The organism is Desulfofarcimen acetoxidans DSM 771 (assembly GCF_000024205.1).
GTDB classification, from domain to species: domain Bacteria; phylum Bacillota; class Desulfotomaculia; order Desulfotomaculales; family Desulfofarciminaceae; genus Desulfofarcimen; species Desulfofarcimen acetoxidans.
This window is the reverse complement of sequence record NC_013216.1, coordinates 3,497,694-3,514,350: the sequence shown is the minus strand read 5'-3', so window position 1 is coordinate 3,514,350 and position 16,657 is coordinate 3,497,694. Positions and strand designations below refer to the sequence as shown.

Genomic DNA, 16,657 nt, shown 5'->3' with positions numbered 1-16,657 from the left:
GCCAAATATTGTACTTTTCTATTTGAATTTGACCACAACCAATTGCAAATAATAAGCACAAGTTTTACTGGAAAAGAGGTGATATATTTGGCCCGTACACTGTATATAGGCAATCTGCCCTGGTCTACAAAAGCAGAGGATTTAGAAGAAGCTTTTTCAAAATATGGTGACGTAATAAACGCTCGCGTAATAAGCGACCGGGAAACCGGGCGTTCCCGTGGTTTTGGCTTCGTAGAGGTCAATGATGAGGATGTGGAAAAGTTTATAGCGGCTATGAATGGAACAGATCTAGGCGGTAGAGTTATATCTGTCAATGAAGCCAAGGCGAGGGAATAAGCACGCAATTAAAGAGCCTCCGTATCCTTCGGGACCAGGAGGTTTTTTCTTGCAGCGCTCTTGTGGAATATAATGGATATGGGCGGGGGGTATAAATAGTCGTTGTGATGCGCTAAGCAGATGGCATACTTGGTTTGAGTCAGCAATATATTAAGACAATGCTTGTTTAGTTAATGGTGCATCTACCGGCTTATTTCATATGGAAAAGACAATCATTAAAAAGTTATCCGGCATGGTCAACGGGTTCCGGCTGCAGCACAGCCTGGCGGTAAGAGACATTGCCGTGGAAATGGCGCGCTGCTTTGGGGCAGACGGGCAAAAAGCTAATCTGGCTGCCCTGCTGCATGATTGTGCCAGGGATTTCAGCCCTGCCCGGCTGCTTTCAAAAGCCAGGGCAGCCGGCATAAATGTTACTGAAGTGGATGAAATGCTGCCGGAATTGCTGCATGCCCCGGTAGGCGCGCTGTTGGTTCAAGAGGAATTTGGCATAACTGACCCTGAAATAATTCAGGCAGTCAGCTGCCATACTGTAGGTGCGGTTAAAATGACTGTTTTGGATAAAATTATTTTTATAGCAGACTTGATTGAACCCAGCAGGAAAGGCGACTTAGATAAAGTCAGGCAACTGGCCTATACCGATCTGGAGGAAGCTTTGCTGGCCGCTTTTGATTTTACCCTGCAATTTATTATTAAAACCGGTTCAGTAATTGACTGCCGGACTGTTCAGGCAAGAAACGAAGTTTTAAGACAAAAAACACCTTTTTTGAAGAGGAAATTTTGAACTTTTGCAGAATATAAACAATATTATAAGGAAAGAATTGTAATAAAAAGGAGGCTTGATTTTGGTACTGAATCCACAGGAATTAACAGATCTGATCATCGACGCTTGTGAAGATAAGAAAGCCTATGGTGTTACTGTGCTGGACATTAGTGAAATATCAACAATCGCAGACTATTTTGTCATCTGCAGCGGCCGTTCTAAACCTCATGTTCAGGCTATTGTGGAAAATATCCAGGAAAAGCTGGGGGAGCGGCAAGCAGAAATAAAGCGAGTGGAAGGTTTTAAAGAAGCCACCTGGGTATTGATAGATTGCGGTGATGTAGTGGTGCATGTCTTTCAAGAGACTGAGCGTCAATTTTATAATTTGGAACGCCTGTGGGGTGATGCCAGGGTAGTAGGACTTCCTTAAATTAGACAGGTGTTGACAAATAAATAACCTTTGCCTATAATGTACTTTGAGTTAAGCTGTATAATTCTTGAAGTATAAAACTAACCATATATAATAACCAGGACAAGGAAAATTAAGCAGGTAAACTGTTCAGAGAGCCGCCGGTAGGTGCAAGGCGGTCAGCACAACTGCCCAACTCACCTTCGAGTTGCCCGGCATAAAAAATCGGGCCGGTTTTCGACCGTTATCAGAATTAAGTGGGTATATTTTACCAATTAGGGTGGTACCGCGGGAGATGCCTCTCGTCCCTTTTCGGGATGAGAGGTTTTTATATGCCTAAATAGCTTTGTGTATGATAATGTTTTGCTTCAAAGAATCATGAGCTGATGCTTTAACCTTCACAAATTACTTTAACAATGCTTGATTTTAAGGAGGATCGTTAATGAACGAGCGATACAACTTTGAGGAAATTGAGTCCAAGTGGCAGAAAATATGGGCCGGGAACGACCAGTATGCCACGGCTGACTTTTCGGAACGTCCCGAATATTATTGTCTGGAAATGTTCCCCTATCCATCGGGCAACTTGCATATGGGCCATGTGCGCAACTACTCCATTGGTGATGTGGTGGCCCGTTTTAAGTCCATGCGCGGCTTTGATGTCCTGCACCCTATGGGCTGGGATGCTTTCGGGCTGCCGGCGGAGAACGCGGCCATCAAGCACGGCAACATGCACCCGGCTGATTGGACCTTTGCCAATATTGACAACATGCGGACGCAGTTAAAGCAGCTGGGCCTCAGCTATGACTGGAACCGTGAGGTGGCTACCTGTCATCCCGGCTATTACAAGTGGACACAGTGGCTTTTCCTGCAATTATACCATCATAATCTGGCATATAAAAAATATGCCGCCGTTAACTGGTGTCCTTCCTGTGCTACCGTGCTGGCTAACGAACAGGTAAAAGAAGACGGCTGTGAGAGGTGCGGCACAACGGTAGAAAAGAAAAACCTGGACCAGTGGTTTTTCAAAATTACCGACTATGCCGAGCGGCTGCTGGCAGATCTGGACAAGCTGCCGGGCTGGCCGGAAAAAGTTAAAATCATGCAAAGAAACTGGATCGGCCGCAGCGAAGGGGCGGAGCTTACCTTTCAGGTGAAAGACAGCCAGGAAAGCATCACCGTCTATACCACCAGGCCCGATACGGTTTTCGGGGTCAGCTGCATGGTGCTGGCGCCTGAACACCCGCTGGTGGAAAAGCTCATCGCGGGGACAGAGCAGGAGCGGCAAGTCAAAGACTTTGTGGCAAAGATGCGCGCTTTGAGCGATGCGGACCGCACTTCCGACGAGGCGGAAAAAATCGGTGTCTTGACCGGGGCCTGCTGCATTAACCCCTTTAACGGTGATCAAGTGCCCATTATGGTAGCCAACTATGTTTTGCTGGAATACGGCACCGGCTGCGTTATGGGCGTACCGGCACACGACCAGAGAGACTTTGAGTTTGCCGCCAAGTACAAGCTGCCGGTAAAAGTAGTTATTCAGCCGGCGGGTGAGAGCCTGGATCCTGCCAAAATGCAGCGGGCCTATGTAGATGAAGGCTTTCTGGTGAATTCCGGGCAGTTTGACGGAATGGGCAGCTCCGACGCTATCCGGGCCATCACTGCTTTTGCTGAAGAAAAGGGCATAGGCAGCGGCAAGGTCAATTTCCGATTGCGTGACTGGCTGATTTCCCGCCAGCGCTACTGGGGAGTGCCTATCCCCATTATCTATTGTGAGCAGTGCGGCAATGTACCGGTACCGGAAAAGGATTTACCGGTAATGCTGCCTTATGACGTGCAGTTTAAGCCGGCCGGGCGTTCTCCCCTGGCAGACCGCGAGGAATTTGTCCACACAGTTTGCCCGTCCTGCGGCGGTCCGGCCCGGCGGGAAACCGACACTATGGATACCTTTGTCTGCTCTTCCTGGTATTTTTACCGTTATACCAGCCCCCGGGACGAAGCGCGGGCCTGGGATAAGGCCAAAGCAGATCGCTGGATGCCGGTGGATCAGTATATCGGAGGTGTGGAGCACGCCATACTTCATTTGCTCTATGCCAGGTTCTTTGCCAAGGTTTTTTATGACTTAAAGCTGATCAGTGCGGAGGAGCCTTTTGAAAACCTGCTCACTCAGGGCATGGTCTTAAAGGAAGGCGCAAAAATGTCCAAATCCAAGGGCAATGTAGTCAGTCCCGAGGAAATTATTAAGCGCTACGGTGCGGACACAGCCAGGCTGTTTATTCTGTTTGCCGCCCCGCCGGAAAGAGACCTGGAGTGGAGCGACCAGGGCGTGGAAGGCAGCTACCGTTTCTTAAACCGTGTCTGGCGTCTGGTCACGCCGCTGGCCGCGGATTTGCTCAAGGCCCCGGTCAAGCCGGAAGGTGAGGTAAGCGGCGTGCATAAAGAAATGCGCCGGTTGAGCCACTACACCATAAAAAAGGTGACAGAGGACATAGAAGAGCGCTTCAACTTCAACACCGCTGTCAGCGCCATTATGGAACTGGTTAACGGTCTCTATCATTACCGCGACAAGCTGGCGGAACCGGACCGCGATCCGGCCGTGATGAGAGAAGCCATAGAGGCCCTGCTGGTGCTGCTGTCTCCTTTTGCACCACATTTGGCCGAGGAACTATGGTCAGGCATCGGCCACAAAGACAGCGTACACGCACAGCCCTGGCCGGTTTACGAACCGGAAGCACTGGTGGAAGATGAAATTGAGATAGTGGTGCAAATAAACGGCAAGGTAAGAGACCGCCTCTCCGTGCCGGCCAACCTGAGTGCCGCGTCAATGCAGGAATATGTCCTGCAGCAGCCCAAAATTATCTCCTTAACAGCCGGCAAAGAGGTTAAAAAAATCATTCCTGTACCGGGCAAATTGGTGAATATAGTGGTGAAGTAAATCATAAAACAACCTGATGCCGTGCATGATAAAACCGGTGATACTTATGGAAATATTACATCATGTTTATCGCACGGTGCTGATCTACTTCATAGTGCTTATTGTCATTCGCCTGATGGGTAAGCGGGAAGTAGGTCAGCTAAGTCCCTTTGATTTTGTTGTAGCCATCATCATAGCCGAGCTGGCGGCTATACCTATGCAATCTACCGGCGTCCCTTTATGGCACGGTATAGTGCCGCTGGTAACCCTGGGCCTTTTGGAGGTCTTGATTTCCCTGGTCACCTTCAACAGCCCGGTTTTGAGAAAAATTTTAAACGGCGAGCCTCAGATAATTATCGAAAACGGTAAACTGTGCAAGGATGAAATGAGAAAAGCCAGGTACAGCCTGGACGACCTTCTCTCCCAGTTGAGGGATAAGGGGATTGCCAATATCAGTGACGTAGAGTTTGCCATGCTGGAAACCTGCGGCAAGTTAAGTGTCATTCCCAAATCACAGAAGAGGCCGGTTACACCGGGGGATCTGCAAATACCTACGGATTACGAGGGACTTCCTACCGTGATAGTTATGGACGGGGCCATTCAAAGACGGAACTTAAAGCGCATCAGTCTGGATGAAGAGTGGGCGGCGGAAAGGCTGCAAGAAGCGGGCATTAATCCCAGCAAAGTTTTTTTTGCCACACTGGGCACAGACGGCCGGTTAAATATTGTCAAAGATGAGGATGACATTGGCAATAATGTCACTGAAAAGAATGATAGCGAAGTACAAACGGTAAGCACACATACCGGAAATTAAACAAACAGGCAGTGAAAAAATAAGTGTAAAATATATAAAAAATAGCAGAAAAAAGCAGGATATTTGTCTCTATTTATAGAATAATTTTGACAAACGGAGCAACTTGATTTTTCTATCATGGTTTGGCAAGGGGTAGAGACAAGTGAAGCAGTTTGAGAAGAAGCACCAGTTGGCCCTGCTGGTTGTTATCAGCATCCTTCTCTTTGGGGGCGGCTACAAATATGCCCAGTTGAAAAACAGCAGCCCGGCAGCCGGAGAAGTTCTGCAAAAGCAATCCGGAGACCAGGCAGCTAAAAATCAAGAAGTTGTAGTTCATGTCACAGGTGCCGTAACCAATCCCGGCCTCTATCATTTTTCCGCCGGAGCCAGGGTGAATGACGCGGTTCAGCGAGCAAAACCACTGGCCGAAGCAGATTTAAATGCCATCAACCTGGCCGAGTTGCTGGTAGACAGCAAACCGGTTAAAGTTCCTTTCCAGGCGGTTCCGGGCCAAGCAGCAGGCAATGAGACAGGTGCGGCCCAGGCTGACCGCTCAGCTGCCGGGGTAAAAGAAACTTCCGGAACGGTTCAGTCCGTTGGGTCTGCTCAGTCAGCCAGGGTCAATATTAATACAGCCGGAGAGGCCGAGCTTGACAGCCTTCCCGGTATCGGGCCAACCATGGCCGGGAGAATTATAGAGTATCGTCAGGCCAGTGGCTCCTTTCAAACAGTTGAGGACTTGAAAAATGTGTCAGGCATAGGAGAAAAGAAATTCGCGGCCTTAAAAGATCTGATTACCGTTAATTAATGAGAAAATAGATATTATGAACTTATTTTAACTGCAGGTACGAAACGATGGACAAGCCGTTGGTTTTAATCACATTAATCTATATAACAGGCATCTTAGCAGGCGTTATGATACAGGCGCCTGCTTATTTGCTGTTAGGAGCAGCCTCCCTCTTATTTATACTTGGCCTGGCCGGCTATTTAATGAACTGGCGGCATAACGGCAAGCTAATTTTACTGGTCTTCTTCTGCCTGGGCTTTTATTTTTGCCGTCTTTCCGTAGAGAGTATAGATACTCCCTTGAATAATTTTGCCGGGCACTATGTTGTGCTGACAGGAACAGTCGTGCAGGAAGCCGACCGGCGTGAGGACAGGGTAAACTATGTCCTCAAGTCGCATAGTGCCAGGCTGGGCAGCCGGGAAAATCATTCAGCCGCGCTGGTCCTGGTAACTGTCTGGCAGCCCGGATACCTTTACGGCTACGGTGATGTTTTAACAGTCAAAGGAAAGCTCGGCTTGCCGGAGCAGCCGGGCAATCCGGGTGCCTTTAATTACAGAGAATATCTGGCCAGGCAGGGGATTGGCCTGGTGATGACAGTCAATGGCGAGCAAAACGTGGCTTACTCGGGCACAGGGGAGAGCAGCCGTTTAGTGGCTTTTGCCCTGTCTGTCAAGAAAAAGCTGCTTTTGGTTGTGGACAAGACCTTTTCAGCCGAACAGGCCGCACTGGTGAAAGGCATCTTGTTTGGCAGCTGCGGGCAGATCAACGCGGAAGTTACGGAAGCCTTTCAACAGACAGGGTTAATTCATATTTTAAGTGTTTCCGGCCTGCATGTGGGTTTTGTATTGCTGGCGGTGTTGGCCCTGGCCTCGGCCTTTAAGCTGCCTTTACGGTACAACCTGCCCGTCGCTTCTTTTATTCTCATCTTTTATGCCGTACTGACCGGTATGAGTCCCCCGGTTATAAGAGCTGTGGTTATGGCTTTGCTTCTCCTTTCTGCCCGTTACCTGGGGCGGCAGAGAGACTGGGCGGTTGCCCTTTGCCTGGCGGCACTGCTTAATCTGCTCTATAAGCCGTTAAATCTTTTCAATCCCGGATTTCAGCTTTCTTTTTTGGCTACCTGGGGTATCTTCTATCTGGTTCCGGCCATAGTTGCCTTTTTGCAGCAAAAATTGGGAATAAGTAAAAGGATGGCAGCGGTGCTGGCTGTTCCTCTGGCCGCTGAAGCGGTTACCCTGCCGCCGGTGGCATTGCATTTTAACCTTATAGCACTGGTTGCACCCCTGGCTAATGTTGTTTGTGTTCCTCTTGTGGGTGCAATCACTTTGTTTTCAGCCCTGGGTACAACAGCCGGGTTGCTGTCTCTAAGCCTGACTCAATTTATCAATATTACTACAGCTTGTCTCCTGGATATCTTTCTCTGGCTGGTGAAACTTTTTCAGCACCTTCCCGGTGCCTTTGTACATACAGCCGCCCCGCCGGTTTGGGCAATTATTCTCTGGTACCTGCTGGTTATATTGTCAGTTAATAAAGAATGGCGGGGCTGGTTGGGCCGTAGATTGCCTGATCGTATGCTAAGGCCGGCCGGTGTACTTCTCTTTGTTGCCACCATGCTTAGTTTTTCTTCCGGCCTTCATCCCGCAAATCTTGACGGCCGGTTGGCAGTGCATTTTATTGATGTGGGACAGGGAGACAGCATATTGCTGCAGACGCCGGCCGGAAAAAATATTCTGGTGGACTGCGGTGGGCATAAAGGAGAACTGGCAAGCGGCACAGGTGTGGGTGATAAAGTAGTGCTGCCCTACCTGCGCCGCCTGGGGGTGCAGAAACTGGATTTGCTTGTATTAACCCACTATCACGAAGATCATATGGGAGGAGCGGCAGCCGTGATCAGGAACCTGCCGGTGGCTTTGCTGCTGGTCCCCCCGCAGGACAAGCCACCGGGTGCGGAGTTCAGCGGGCTGACAGAACAGATTAAGGGGGCCGGGATCGACATGAGAACGGCTGTTGCCGGTGACTGTCTGAATTTAGACCCAGGGCTGGAGATTGATGTTTTGAGCCCTCCCCGTGATATGAACGGCGAGAACAATGATTCCCTGGTGCTGCGTGTTTCTTTTGGCCGGGAGGATTTTTTACTGACCGGGGATATTGAAAAGGAAGCCCAGGACTTCCTGCTGCAGCAAAGATATAATCTGGCCTGCGAAGTATTAAAGGTGCCGCATCACGGCAGCAAGTACTTTTTGCCGGAGTTTCTGGAGAAGGTGAAACCTTTGGCTGCAGTTATTACCGTGGGAAAGAATAATTTCGGTCACCCGTCCTTGGAAACCCTGAAACTTTTACAGGAGGTGGGAGCGGCTGTTTATCGCACGGATAGAGACGGCGCGGTAATTTTCAGGACTGATGGAAACAGTATAAGAGTTGAGACAGGCAGGAAGTGAGCCAAAGTAATCATATTAATTGAATATCAAGCATCATATCATTTTTTTATACCAAAGTCCGGGATTATAAAATTTCAGCTTTTTTAGCAGGGAAAAATGCCGCTCGGGGAGAAGTAAATCAATGTTTTGCCGGGCCGGAAAGTATTAAATACAGCAAATCTTAACCAATAGATAAAGATAGACGGTTGATAAGCAAAACATATTTTCTTATTAAAAAAAGTGCCGGTTAGACTTTATTTTATAGGGGCGGGGCAAATGGCAGGAATCGTTCGGGAGGCAGCAGTTGCAGTTATAGTTGTAATTGCTGTATTAGCTGCAATCATTTACTGCGGCAGGATGAGGCAGAAAAAATGCTATACAGTAATTTGGAAAAAACCGGGGGCGGTGGCGCCGGAAAAGGTAATGTGCTGCTATGCCTTGCCTGAGTACGGTTACAACGAATACTATCAGGAAAGAGAGTCTGATGAAAAAATTAAAGAAATGCTGGCAACCGGGGAGCATGTTTTAATTACCGGCATAACCCTCTCGGGCAAATCCAGGTCTATATATCAGGCACTGGCTGCACTGGGGAGAGGCTATGATGTTCTTATCCCCCGCCTGGTGGATTGGCCCGGTGTCAGAGTACCCTGGCATTTTTGTTTCTGGAGAAAAAAGATTGTTGTATTTGATGATATAAATGAATTTTTGAAAAAACAGAATTTTATCTGTCTTTTTCGCGAACTGTTGAAGAGGAAGGCCATTATTCTGGCCTCCTGCCGCTCCGGTACAGATTATGATGGGTTCTATGAGAAAATTAACAGAGAGTTGGCTGTTTTTGCCGGGCATGTGCATATAGCCGATATATCCTGGGAAGCCGCGGAAAGACTTGCCGCCATGACTCGCAGGGAAGTCCCGCATGGTTTTGACGGGAGCGCCGGGGCCATCTTTCTGCGCGTTCATGAAACAGGCGCGCTCTGTAAAAGCTGCGGCGAACAGGAGAAGAATATCATGGCGTCCCTGCGCTGTCTTTATCTTGCCGGTGTTTATAAAAAGCGGGAAATATTTTCGACGGACAGGGTTAAGCAGGTCTGCTGCAAGAAATATGAGGTTGACTGCACTGCTTATGATTGGGATAAATATTTGAGCAGCCTGCAAAAGAAAGGTTTTCTGAGAGTTTTAAAAAACCGGCAGCTTTGGGCTGTCAAAACTTATTTAGAGCATTCAGTGGGGGATGCCGCGGCAAATCTTGACGGCCCGGTGGCCCGTGACCAGTTTTTAATTGATAATTTTTATGATCTCATGGATATTTTTAACGAGGATTTTATTGCCTTGTTCAGTCTGGGCAAGCAGGCTTATTACAGAGGCATGTCCAGCCAGCGCGAAGTCCAATATATGATGATTGCGGTGGCTGCTTTTGAGCAGGCTCTCCGGCTGGAGGCGGCCGGCGCAGAAGATTATGCCGCTCTGCAGTTCAATCTGGCCTCCGCTTACAGTTCTATAGCCGGGAAAGATGAAGATGAAGAGGAGAAAGCCGAGGCCTGCCGGCAGGCTGTCAAAGCTTATGAGGAAGCCTTGAGTGTCAAAATAAACTGCCTTTGCCTTTTTGATTTTGCCCGGATCAATTACGAACTGGGCAACTGCTACAGCATTCTGGCGGTCAGGGACAATAAATCCCATAACTCTAAAAAGGCTGTACAGGCTTACCGGGCTGCCTTGAAGGTCTATACCGCAAAGCGTTTTCCTGAGGAATTTGCCCGCACGCAAAACAAACTGGGTTTGGCTTTCAGTCTTTGGGCTGAGGTGGAGGATAAAGCCGGAAATTGTGATAGGGCCATAGAATCCTTTAAAAAAGCACTGGAGATGCAAGCTGCTCAACCTGAGACAGAGCGGGCTTCCGCACAGAATAATCTCGGTGCCGCTTATACTATGCTGGCTGAGTCCAGAGACAGGCGGGACAACTGCTTGCGGGCTATTCAGGCGCACGAGCAGGCTTTTAAGGTTTTCGTAAAAGACGAGTACCCAATGGAGTATGCCTGCACACTGGCCGCAATAGGAAGAGCATATTACACGCTGTCCTGGGCGGAGAATAAAACGGAGAATTGCTTAAAGGCTGTCAAGGCCTATGAAGAAGCTATTGAATACAGAACGGCCGCCCTTTTTCCGGTGCAATATGCCTCTATTTTGAACAATATCGGAAAGGCCCACTGTGCATTGGCCGAAGCAGAGGAAAATGGGGAAAAACAGATAAAGTACTTGAAAAAAGCCATCGGTGTTTATTGCGATTCATTAAATTACCGTACTTTCAGGAACTATCCGGTGGAGTACGCTGTTACGCAGAATAATACCGGCAGTGCTTACAGGCTGTTGGCCGCCCTGGAACAAAGAAAAGAGAACTCCCTGCTGGCAATTGCCGCACATGAAGAAGCCCTGAAAGTTTTTTCTCCGGGCAACCTGCCCATACAATATGCAGGTACGCTGGTAAAGCTGGGAAAAGCCCATGTCTCTCTGGCTGTGGAGGCGGATAAGGCCAGGCATTGCACGCGGGCCATAAATTATTGCCGGGAGGCGCTGGATTATTATGACCGGCAGATGTATTCCGTTGAACATGCTTTAACCTGCTTTAGTATGGGGGATGCTTATCTATTGTTATCTGAGGCGGAAGACGAAGAAGAAAATTTAAAGAGAGCCGTTCAGGCATATGAGCAGGCTTTCAAAAAAAGCAAGCGCCTGGATTTGCCTCTGGATTACGGGGATGCTCTGCACAAGCTGGCTGACACCTTCAGCAAGCTGGCCGAGTTGGCAAATAAAGAGGATAATTTAAAGAAAACTTGCCAGGTTTATGAGGAGGCTTTGAAGTATTTCCCTATTGAAAGTTCCGCCGGGCAGTTTGCGGCTATACAGATTAAGCTCGGGCATAATTATAATTTGTTGGCTGAATTGGCTGACCGGGAGCAGAACAGCAGAAACGCTGTCAAAGCTTTTAGGGAGGCGCTCAGGGTGTATAAGCGTGACATTTATCCGGTGCAGTATGCTTCTACCTGTAATAAGCTGGGCAATGCTTATACTGTGCTGGGACGGCTGGAGAACAGTGCTGCGAACTACAATAATGCTGCTGTTTCCTACCGGAATGCGATGACGGTTTTTACTAAGGAGGCCTTTCCGGAGGTTTACCAGGTGGTGGAGAGGAATCTTTACCGGGTGCTGCATATGGCGGATAACTCTTAGCCTGTATTAAGCCGTGCTTATTCATGTTGGCAACTTACTGTACAGCAACCGGGTGGTTAAGCTTCTTAAGTTCCTTAAGCTCCTTAAGCTCTGTGTTAACAGGTTTAATTGCGTCGTTGCAAATAAGACGGGTGCGCTATGATTATCCCCTCTTCGTTTAGGGCTGCGCGCAGGACGGCTCTAAGACCTGCTTTGGACCGGACTAAGAGCCCCTCGATGTGCGCGTTTGGTTTCTCTGTTTTGCGGATGGTTTGTTCGCGGGTTGTTGGTAGCTTTTAGCGTCTGTTAGTGTGCACTGCCGGGGCTCTAAGTCCGGTTACCCAAAGCAGGTCTAAGAGCCGTTAGCCTGCGCTCCGCCATGCACTACGCTGGGATAATCATAGCACACCCTACTCTGGTCGGTTGTCAGGAGGGGGCTTGTGTTTTGGCTGGCCTGTTATGATTAAGCTATATCTTGGTAGACTTAAAAAAATAAGGCGGGTAAAGGCACGGTTTAATAGGGAAACTTGTTGAACCATACCCCAAACCGATACGGAAATGAAAGAGATAGGCGTTGTCCCGCAAGGGATAATGCCTATCTCTTTCATTCTTATTAGCTATAAATCACTTTCAAAGGTATGCTATATGTGCAGATACACTACATGGCAAAAGCTCCATATCGGAAAATATGCTATTATAATAGATACCTCACCTTGTCAACACCGATAAAAGAGAACGCTAATTCTGCGAAATGAATACAGAGTTCACTTTCAGACAGGGGCATTTCCGATTTTCTATTTTACAATCTCCCAATAGCCAGATCTGTCAGACCCGACGCGCCGAATGACATCTGTATCACGAAGCCGTTTTAATTCACGGGCAACTGTACGTACTGACAAGCTTGTCTCGTCAGCCAACCGCTTCTGTGTGATTTTCGGGTTGGCGAGAATGGTGTTTAAGATTTTCTCGGTATTTTTTTCTACGCCATTTTCTATGCCACTATCAGTGCCAGTTGGCATAGATACTTTGCCGAAATTCAAATTTTTTAAAGTTACGACAAACGACTGTTCCGTGGAACGGAACAAAGGCACGACATCTTCAGGGTACTGATCAATTATTTTACGCAAACCGCTTCCGCGACGCTCCATTAGTTTTAGACGGCTGAAAAGGTCGCAGATGATAGGGTTTCTGCGGATTGACGGAATATCGTCAATGTTCAAGTCTTGAATTCGTTTGCCGTCAGGCATCCCGCCGGGCGAAACTATCTCAAGGCGGTCGTCGTACATATCGACGTGGATTTCGCTACCCTGAATCATATAGTTACGGTGGACAAGTGCGTTAACCAGAGCCTCGTGAACAGCCTCAGACGGATAGTCGGGCATTTCAATTCTGCCGGTGCCGGTCTTTTTCCATTTGACGGACGAGTTGTGACGTACGAATTTCAGAGCGTCCGAAAGCAGGGAAATAACATTACTCTGAAATTCATCATTGTCGAGAGCATCAACATAAAGCCCGCCCTTTTTCAGTCCGTTCCAACGGGTGCAGAATACCCTCGACTGGTAAATCGGACATTGGTCGGCAAAAAGCGCACCGACATAAGTCAGCGTATCGTCGCCCATCAACATTCCGAAAGAGAGGTAGTCCCTCGGCTTATCAATGGCAAATCCCGTCTTTTGCTTGTACGTAGCCTCAAACAACGTATAACTGTAATCTGAAAACTGATACTTCGTTTCAACGGCGTCAAAGGTCTGGTGAAGGCCTTTCAGGAGCAATTCATTAAGAACAGCGGCAGGCGCTTGTGCGGATTCGTTTCCGATGCGATAATAGGCAATCTTTGTGCCATCACCAGTGTAGTAATATGGCGTGTTTGCCCCGCCAGAAATCTGTACACGGAGAATTTGCTTGCCGTCGAAACAAAGCGGTTCAAGCACTATATTTTTGATGGCAGGCTCGATTCTTACCTTTATACCTTAGTTTGGCGTAAGATTTTTCCAAATGCAGTCGTAGCAAGGGCTAAGGTACTCTTAAAAAAATGCGTTCGCTACTACAGCCAATTTTCGGCCTTTTGTAAAATGTTTTTAACATGCTTTACGTCCACAATTGATTCACATCCAAGCGCTTTTAATATTTGTTGTTGCTTTTCGGAGACCTTTGTGATATTTAAGTGTGTCTTTGCCTCCGATTTATCAAAGACCCAGCGATTAGCCTTGCACTCAGCTAATAAGGCTAAAACCGTCTCAGTTGAATTGGAAATTCCGTGCTCCTTAAGTTGGAGCTCAATATCATTTCTCAGAAAATAGGCTAGCATGCAAACAGCAACATGGGCCCTTACTCTTTTCTCCCTGGTTAAATAAATTGGACGTAATTCAAGATGTGATTTTATCTCCCTAAAGGCTTCTTCAATTTTATTTTTCCGTCGATACCACTGTACTATTTCCTGAGCAGATATACGCTCTTGGGTAATATTGGAGATAAAACATGTGATTCCATACAAACGTTGTTCTTTCTGCAAAGCAGTGTTGTCAATAGTATCTGAAAGCTGAAATGATTCAACAGTACGAGATTTACCAGTTTTAGTTGTAACGGTACGAGAACAGGGCGTAATCTGAACGGACAAATATTTATGAACATGAAACCGTTTCGAGATTTTGCTGATTTCTCGCTCAAGAGTGTCACGATTTCTTGATTTTTTGGCTTGTTTCAAATCCCCATTTTTTTTGATTAGCCACCTATTAATTTGTTCTACCTTATTTCTTTGTATTTGGTGCTCATCAAGAAAACGTGCCACGTCAAAAGTTATAATGTATCGCCGATTATCATCTTCAAATTCTCGGTAATACAATATGTCATCATCTATTGGTTGAAATTCCTGCATCGCCAAGACTTGTTCCCAGTCCTCCGGCATAGGAGGGGTTGGCAATGCTGTTTCGAAAAATGATAATACGTTAATCTCGTCCCTGTCCATTGCCGAAACATAATCCCAATTTGTTTTCTCTAATGTTTTAAGGTTATCAGCAGATACCATACCTCGGTCAAAAACCATGGTGCAGTGTTGTATGGGAAAACAAGTCTTGACGTTTTGGATTAAGTCGCAAACTGTGGAAACATCCTGAGTATTACCCTCCAGCAACTTCCAATAAAAAGGGTAACCATCCGGGGTAATCATCAAAGCAATAACAATTTGTTCGCAATCGGGACGGTGATCCCGCGAGTAGCCAAACTTAGTAAGTACGCAGCGACTTCCTGTTACATATGTAGAGGTAATATCATAAAAAAACACATCCAGGCTATTTGGTCGCTTTTCTTGAATTTTACGAAACATATATGACTGTAGCTCGGTTTCTCGCTGGCATAGTCGGTCTAGTTCTCGAAAGATATCAAATGCATTCATTGACAATGGATCTGTATCTATATAGGCAGGCAGTACTGTTTTGGTCATCCACTCCTGCACATTGCATTTCGCAACCGGGTCAATACAACGGTTAATTACCATACCTGTAACCCAGCGGTCATCCTGAAAGAACTCGTGAAACTGCCATTGTTGCCAGATATGAACCAGAACAGCTACATCTAAATATGCTCCATGCTTTGTGACAACAATATCATCAGATTTGGCCACAACAAGATCTTGGTTAGAGTGGGCATTAAGCGTTAAGCGTAACCGATCGGCTGCTTCATCATCAAGAGGGCCAATTGCAAAAATTAAGCGGTGTTTAACTTTACCGTTGTCTCTAAATGATTCGACTATACTATAATGGGAGTATTTTTTCCCTTTGACTGTCTTAACGGATTTCTTGAGAAACATCGTAGCCTCCAATTTGTTCGCGACTACTATAATTCTATCAGAAATCCAGTATATATCAAGGTTTTATTGGTGTATTCATAAAAATATTCGCTACTACATTTTTATTATTAGTGCCGTGTAAGCCTTGATATAGCTGGGGTTGGAAAATATTTGCGCCAAAGTCCGGTTTATAAGTTCGCTGACTTGTTCTGCGGCTTTCTGGGCGTTATCCAATCCGATTGCAACACCGTTGTCGGACACACCGAAGTATATACTACCTCCCACGCCATTGGCGAATGCGCTTACGGTCTTCAGCCATCCGCGTGGCTTATTAGCCTCAACAGCAGACTTGAATTCATATTCGGTTGCTTCTGCAATGAGAAGCTTATTTAGTGTTGTCATAATTGATATCCTCCTACCACTTGAATCTATCAATCGGTAGATTCGTTATCACTATCTCTTTGCCTTGTAGACTACCGCCGACGTTGTGAGTAATCCCGTATTCCTCCATATGGAAACGGCGGTACAAATCCCTCACTAAAAGACAGTCGTCATAGGTGATTATCCACGGGAACTCTGCATCCAAGTGCTTAACAATCACTCGTTGAAGATTAAGATGGTCTCCTTCGGTAAAGAAATTCGTGTAAAGTTGGCTACCCTTTATCACATAGGGAGGGTCGATATTCAGAAACATCCGGGCTTTCATTTTCATCAGGTTCATTTTGATTAAATATCCGGCGTCCTTGTTGTACAACTTAATTTTACTCTTAAGTTTGGCGATAGTTTCTATTTTGCTACTGATATCCGCCTTGTTGAAACGGCAATCAACTTTATACGTCCCTGTTTGTGCTAACCCTCCAATGGGTCCGCCCTTTATGACCCCTGAGAAGTTGACACGATTCAGAAACAGTGTTGCAAAACCATCGCTCAACGTATCCGCATCTGTGTCTCGGTAGTTTAGCTTTTGTCTCTCGCGCTCTTCAATCGTTATTGGTGTGTCCGAAATCAACCTAAGCAAGTTGTCTGTGTCATTAAGCACGGAGTACCAAAAGTGATAGATATGAGAATCATAATCATTAAGGATAGCCGCTTTCACTACGCCTTCACATAGCAAACTAATGCCTATACCAAAACCTCCGGCAAAAGGCTCGACATATGTTCTGCCCTCATAGCCGTTGGCAACGATTAGGTTTCTAACTTTTTCATAAATTTTTGATTTACCGCCCGGATAACGAAGCGGTGAAAGCGATTTAGCCATA

At 46.9% G+C, this 16,657-nt stretch carries 12 protein-coding genes and 1 other annotated feature; of the genes, 8 read left to right on the top strand and 4 right to left on the bottom strand.

What is annotated here, in order from left to right; translation table 11 throughout:
• Positions 1-87 precede the first annotated feature (87 nt).
• The 8 genes from DTOX_RS16040 to DTOX_RS16005 all read left to right on the top strand — a co-directional run bounded on the left by DTOX_RS16040 (position 88) and on the right by DTOX_RS16005 (position 11,635).
• Positions 88-336, top strand: a complete 249-nt coding sequence (locus DTOX_RS16040) for an RNA recognition motif domain-containing protein (protein WP_015758730.1) — start codon at positions 88-90, stop codon at positions 334-336.
• 199 nt (positions 337-535) lie between these two features.
• Positions 536-1,117: a bis(5'-nucleosyl)-tetraphosphatase (symmetrical) YqeK gene (gene yqeK, locus DTOX_RS16035; protein ID WP_015758729.1), complete on the top strand. Its 582-nt coding sequence runs from the start codon at positions 536-538 to the stop codon at positions 1,115-1,117.
• 61 nt (positions 1,118-1,178) lie between these two features.
• Positions 1,179-1,526 carry a ribosome silencing factor gene (rsfS, locus tag DTOX_RS16030; RefSeq protein ID WP_015758728.1) on the top strand — a complete coding sequence of 116 codons (348 nt, stop codon included), beginning with the start codon at positions 1,179-1,181 and terminating at the stop codon, positions 1,524-1,526.
• Between the two features lie 90 nt (positions 1,527-1,616).
• Positions 1,617-1,818, top strand: a binding site (T-box leader).
• 129 nt (positions 1,819-1,947) lie between these two features.
• Positions 1,948-4,434 (top strand): leucine--tRNA ligase, encoded by a 2,487-nt coding sequence (gene leuS, locus DTOX_RS16025; protein WP_015758727.1) that lies wholly within the window; start codon positions 1,948-1,950, stop codon positions 4,432-4,434.
• 46 nt (positions 4,435-4,480) lie between these two features.
• Positions 4,481-5,227, top strand: a complete 747-nt coding sequence (locus tag DTOX_RS16020) for a DUF421 domain-containing protein (RefSeq protein ID WP_157862989.1) — start codon at positions 4,481-4,483, stop codon at positions 5,225-5,227.
• Positions 5,228-5,369: 142 nt separating this feature from the next.
• Positions 5,370-6,014 (top strand): ComEA family DNA-binding protein, encoded by a 645-nt coding sequence (locus tag DTOX_RS16015; RefSeq protein WP_015758725.1) that lies wholly within the window; start codon positions 5,370-5,372, stop codon positions 6,012-6,014.
• A gap of 47 nt (positions 6,015-6,061) precedes the next feature.
• Positions 6,062-8,431, top strand: coding sequence for a DNA internalization-related competence protein ComEC/Rec2 (locus DTOX_RS16010; protein WP_015758724.1), 2,370 nt, complete (start codon positions 6,062-6,064; stop codon positions 8,429-8,431).
• A gap of 255 nt (positions 8,432-8,686) precedes the next feature.
• Positions 8,687-11,635, top strand: a complete 2,949-nt coding sequence (locus tag DTOX_RS16005) for a tetratricopeptide repeat protein (protein WP_015758723.1) — start codon at positions 8,687-8,689, stop codon at positions 11,633-11,635.
• A 773-nt stretch (positions 11,636-12,408) separates the two neighbouring features.
• Here DTOX_RS16005 and DTOX_RS16000 read toward each other — a convergent pair.
• The 4 genes from DTOX_RS16000 to DTOX_RS15985 all read right to left on the bottom strand — a co-directional run bounded on the left by DTOX_RS16000 (position 12,409) and on the right by DTOX_RS15985 (position 16,656).
• Entirely contained in the window at positions 12,409-13,545 is a 1,137-nt protein-coding gene (locus DTOX_RS16000; RefSeq protein ID WP_052292964.1) for an ATP-binding protein, read from the bottom strand.
• A 113-nt stretch (positions 13,546-13,658) separates the two neighbouring features.
• A complete protein-coding gene (locus tag DTOX_RS15995) occupies positions 13,659-15,419 on the bottom strand; it encodes an IS1634 family transposase (protein WP_015756162.1) in 1,761 nt (586 codons plus the stop codon).
• 93 nt (positions 15,420-15,512) lie between these two features.
• Positions 15,513-15,800 carry an AlbA family DNA-binding domain-containing protein gene (locus DTOX_RS15990; RefSeq protein WP_042315999.1) on the bottom strand — a complete coding sequence of 96 codons (288 nt, stop codon included), beginning with the start codon at positions 15,798-15,800 and terminating at the stop codon, positions 15,513-15,515.
• Between the two features lie 13 nt (positions 15,801-15,813).
• On the bottom strand, positions 15,814-16,656 hold the full coding sequence (locus DTOX_RS15985) for a DNA adenine methylase (protein WP_015758722.1): 843 nt from the start codon (positions 16,654-16,656) through the stop codon (positions 15,814-15,816).
• Position 16,657: the final 1 nt, after the last annotated feature.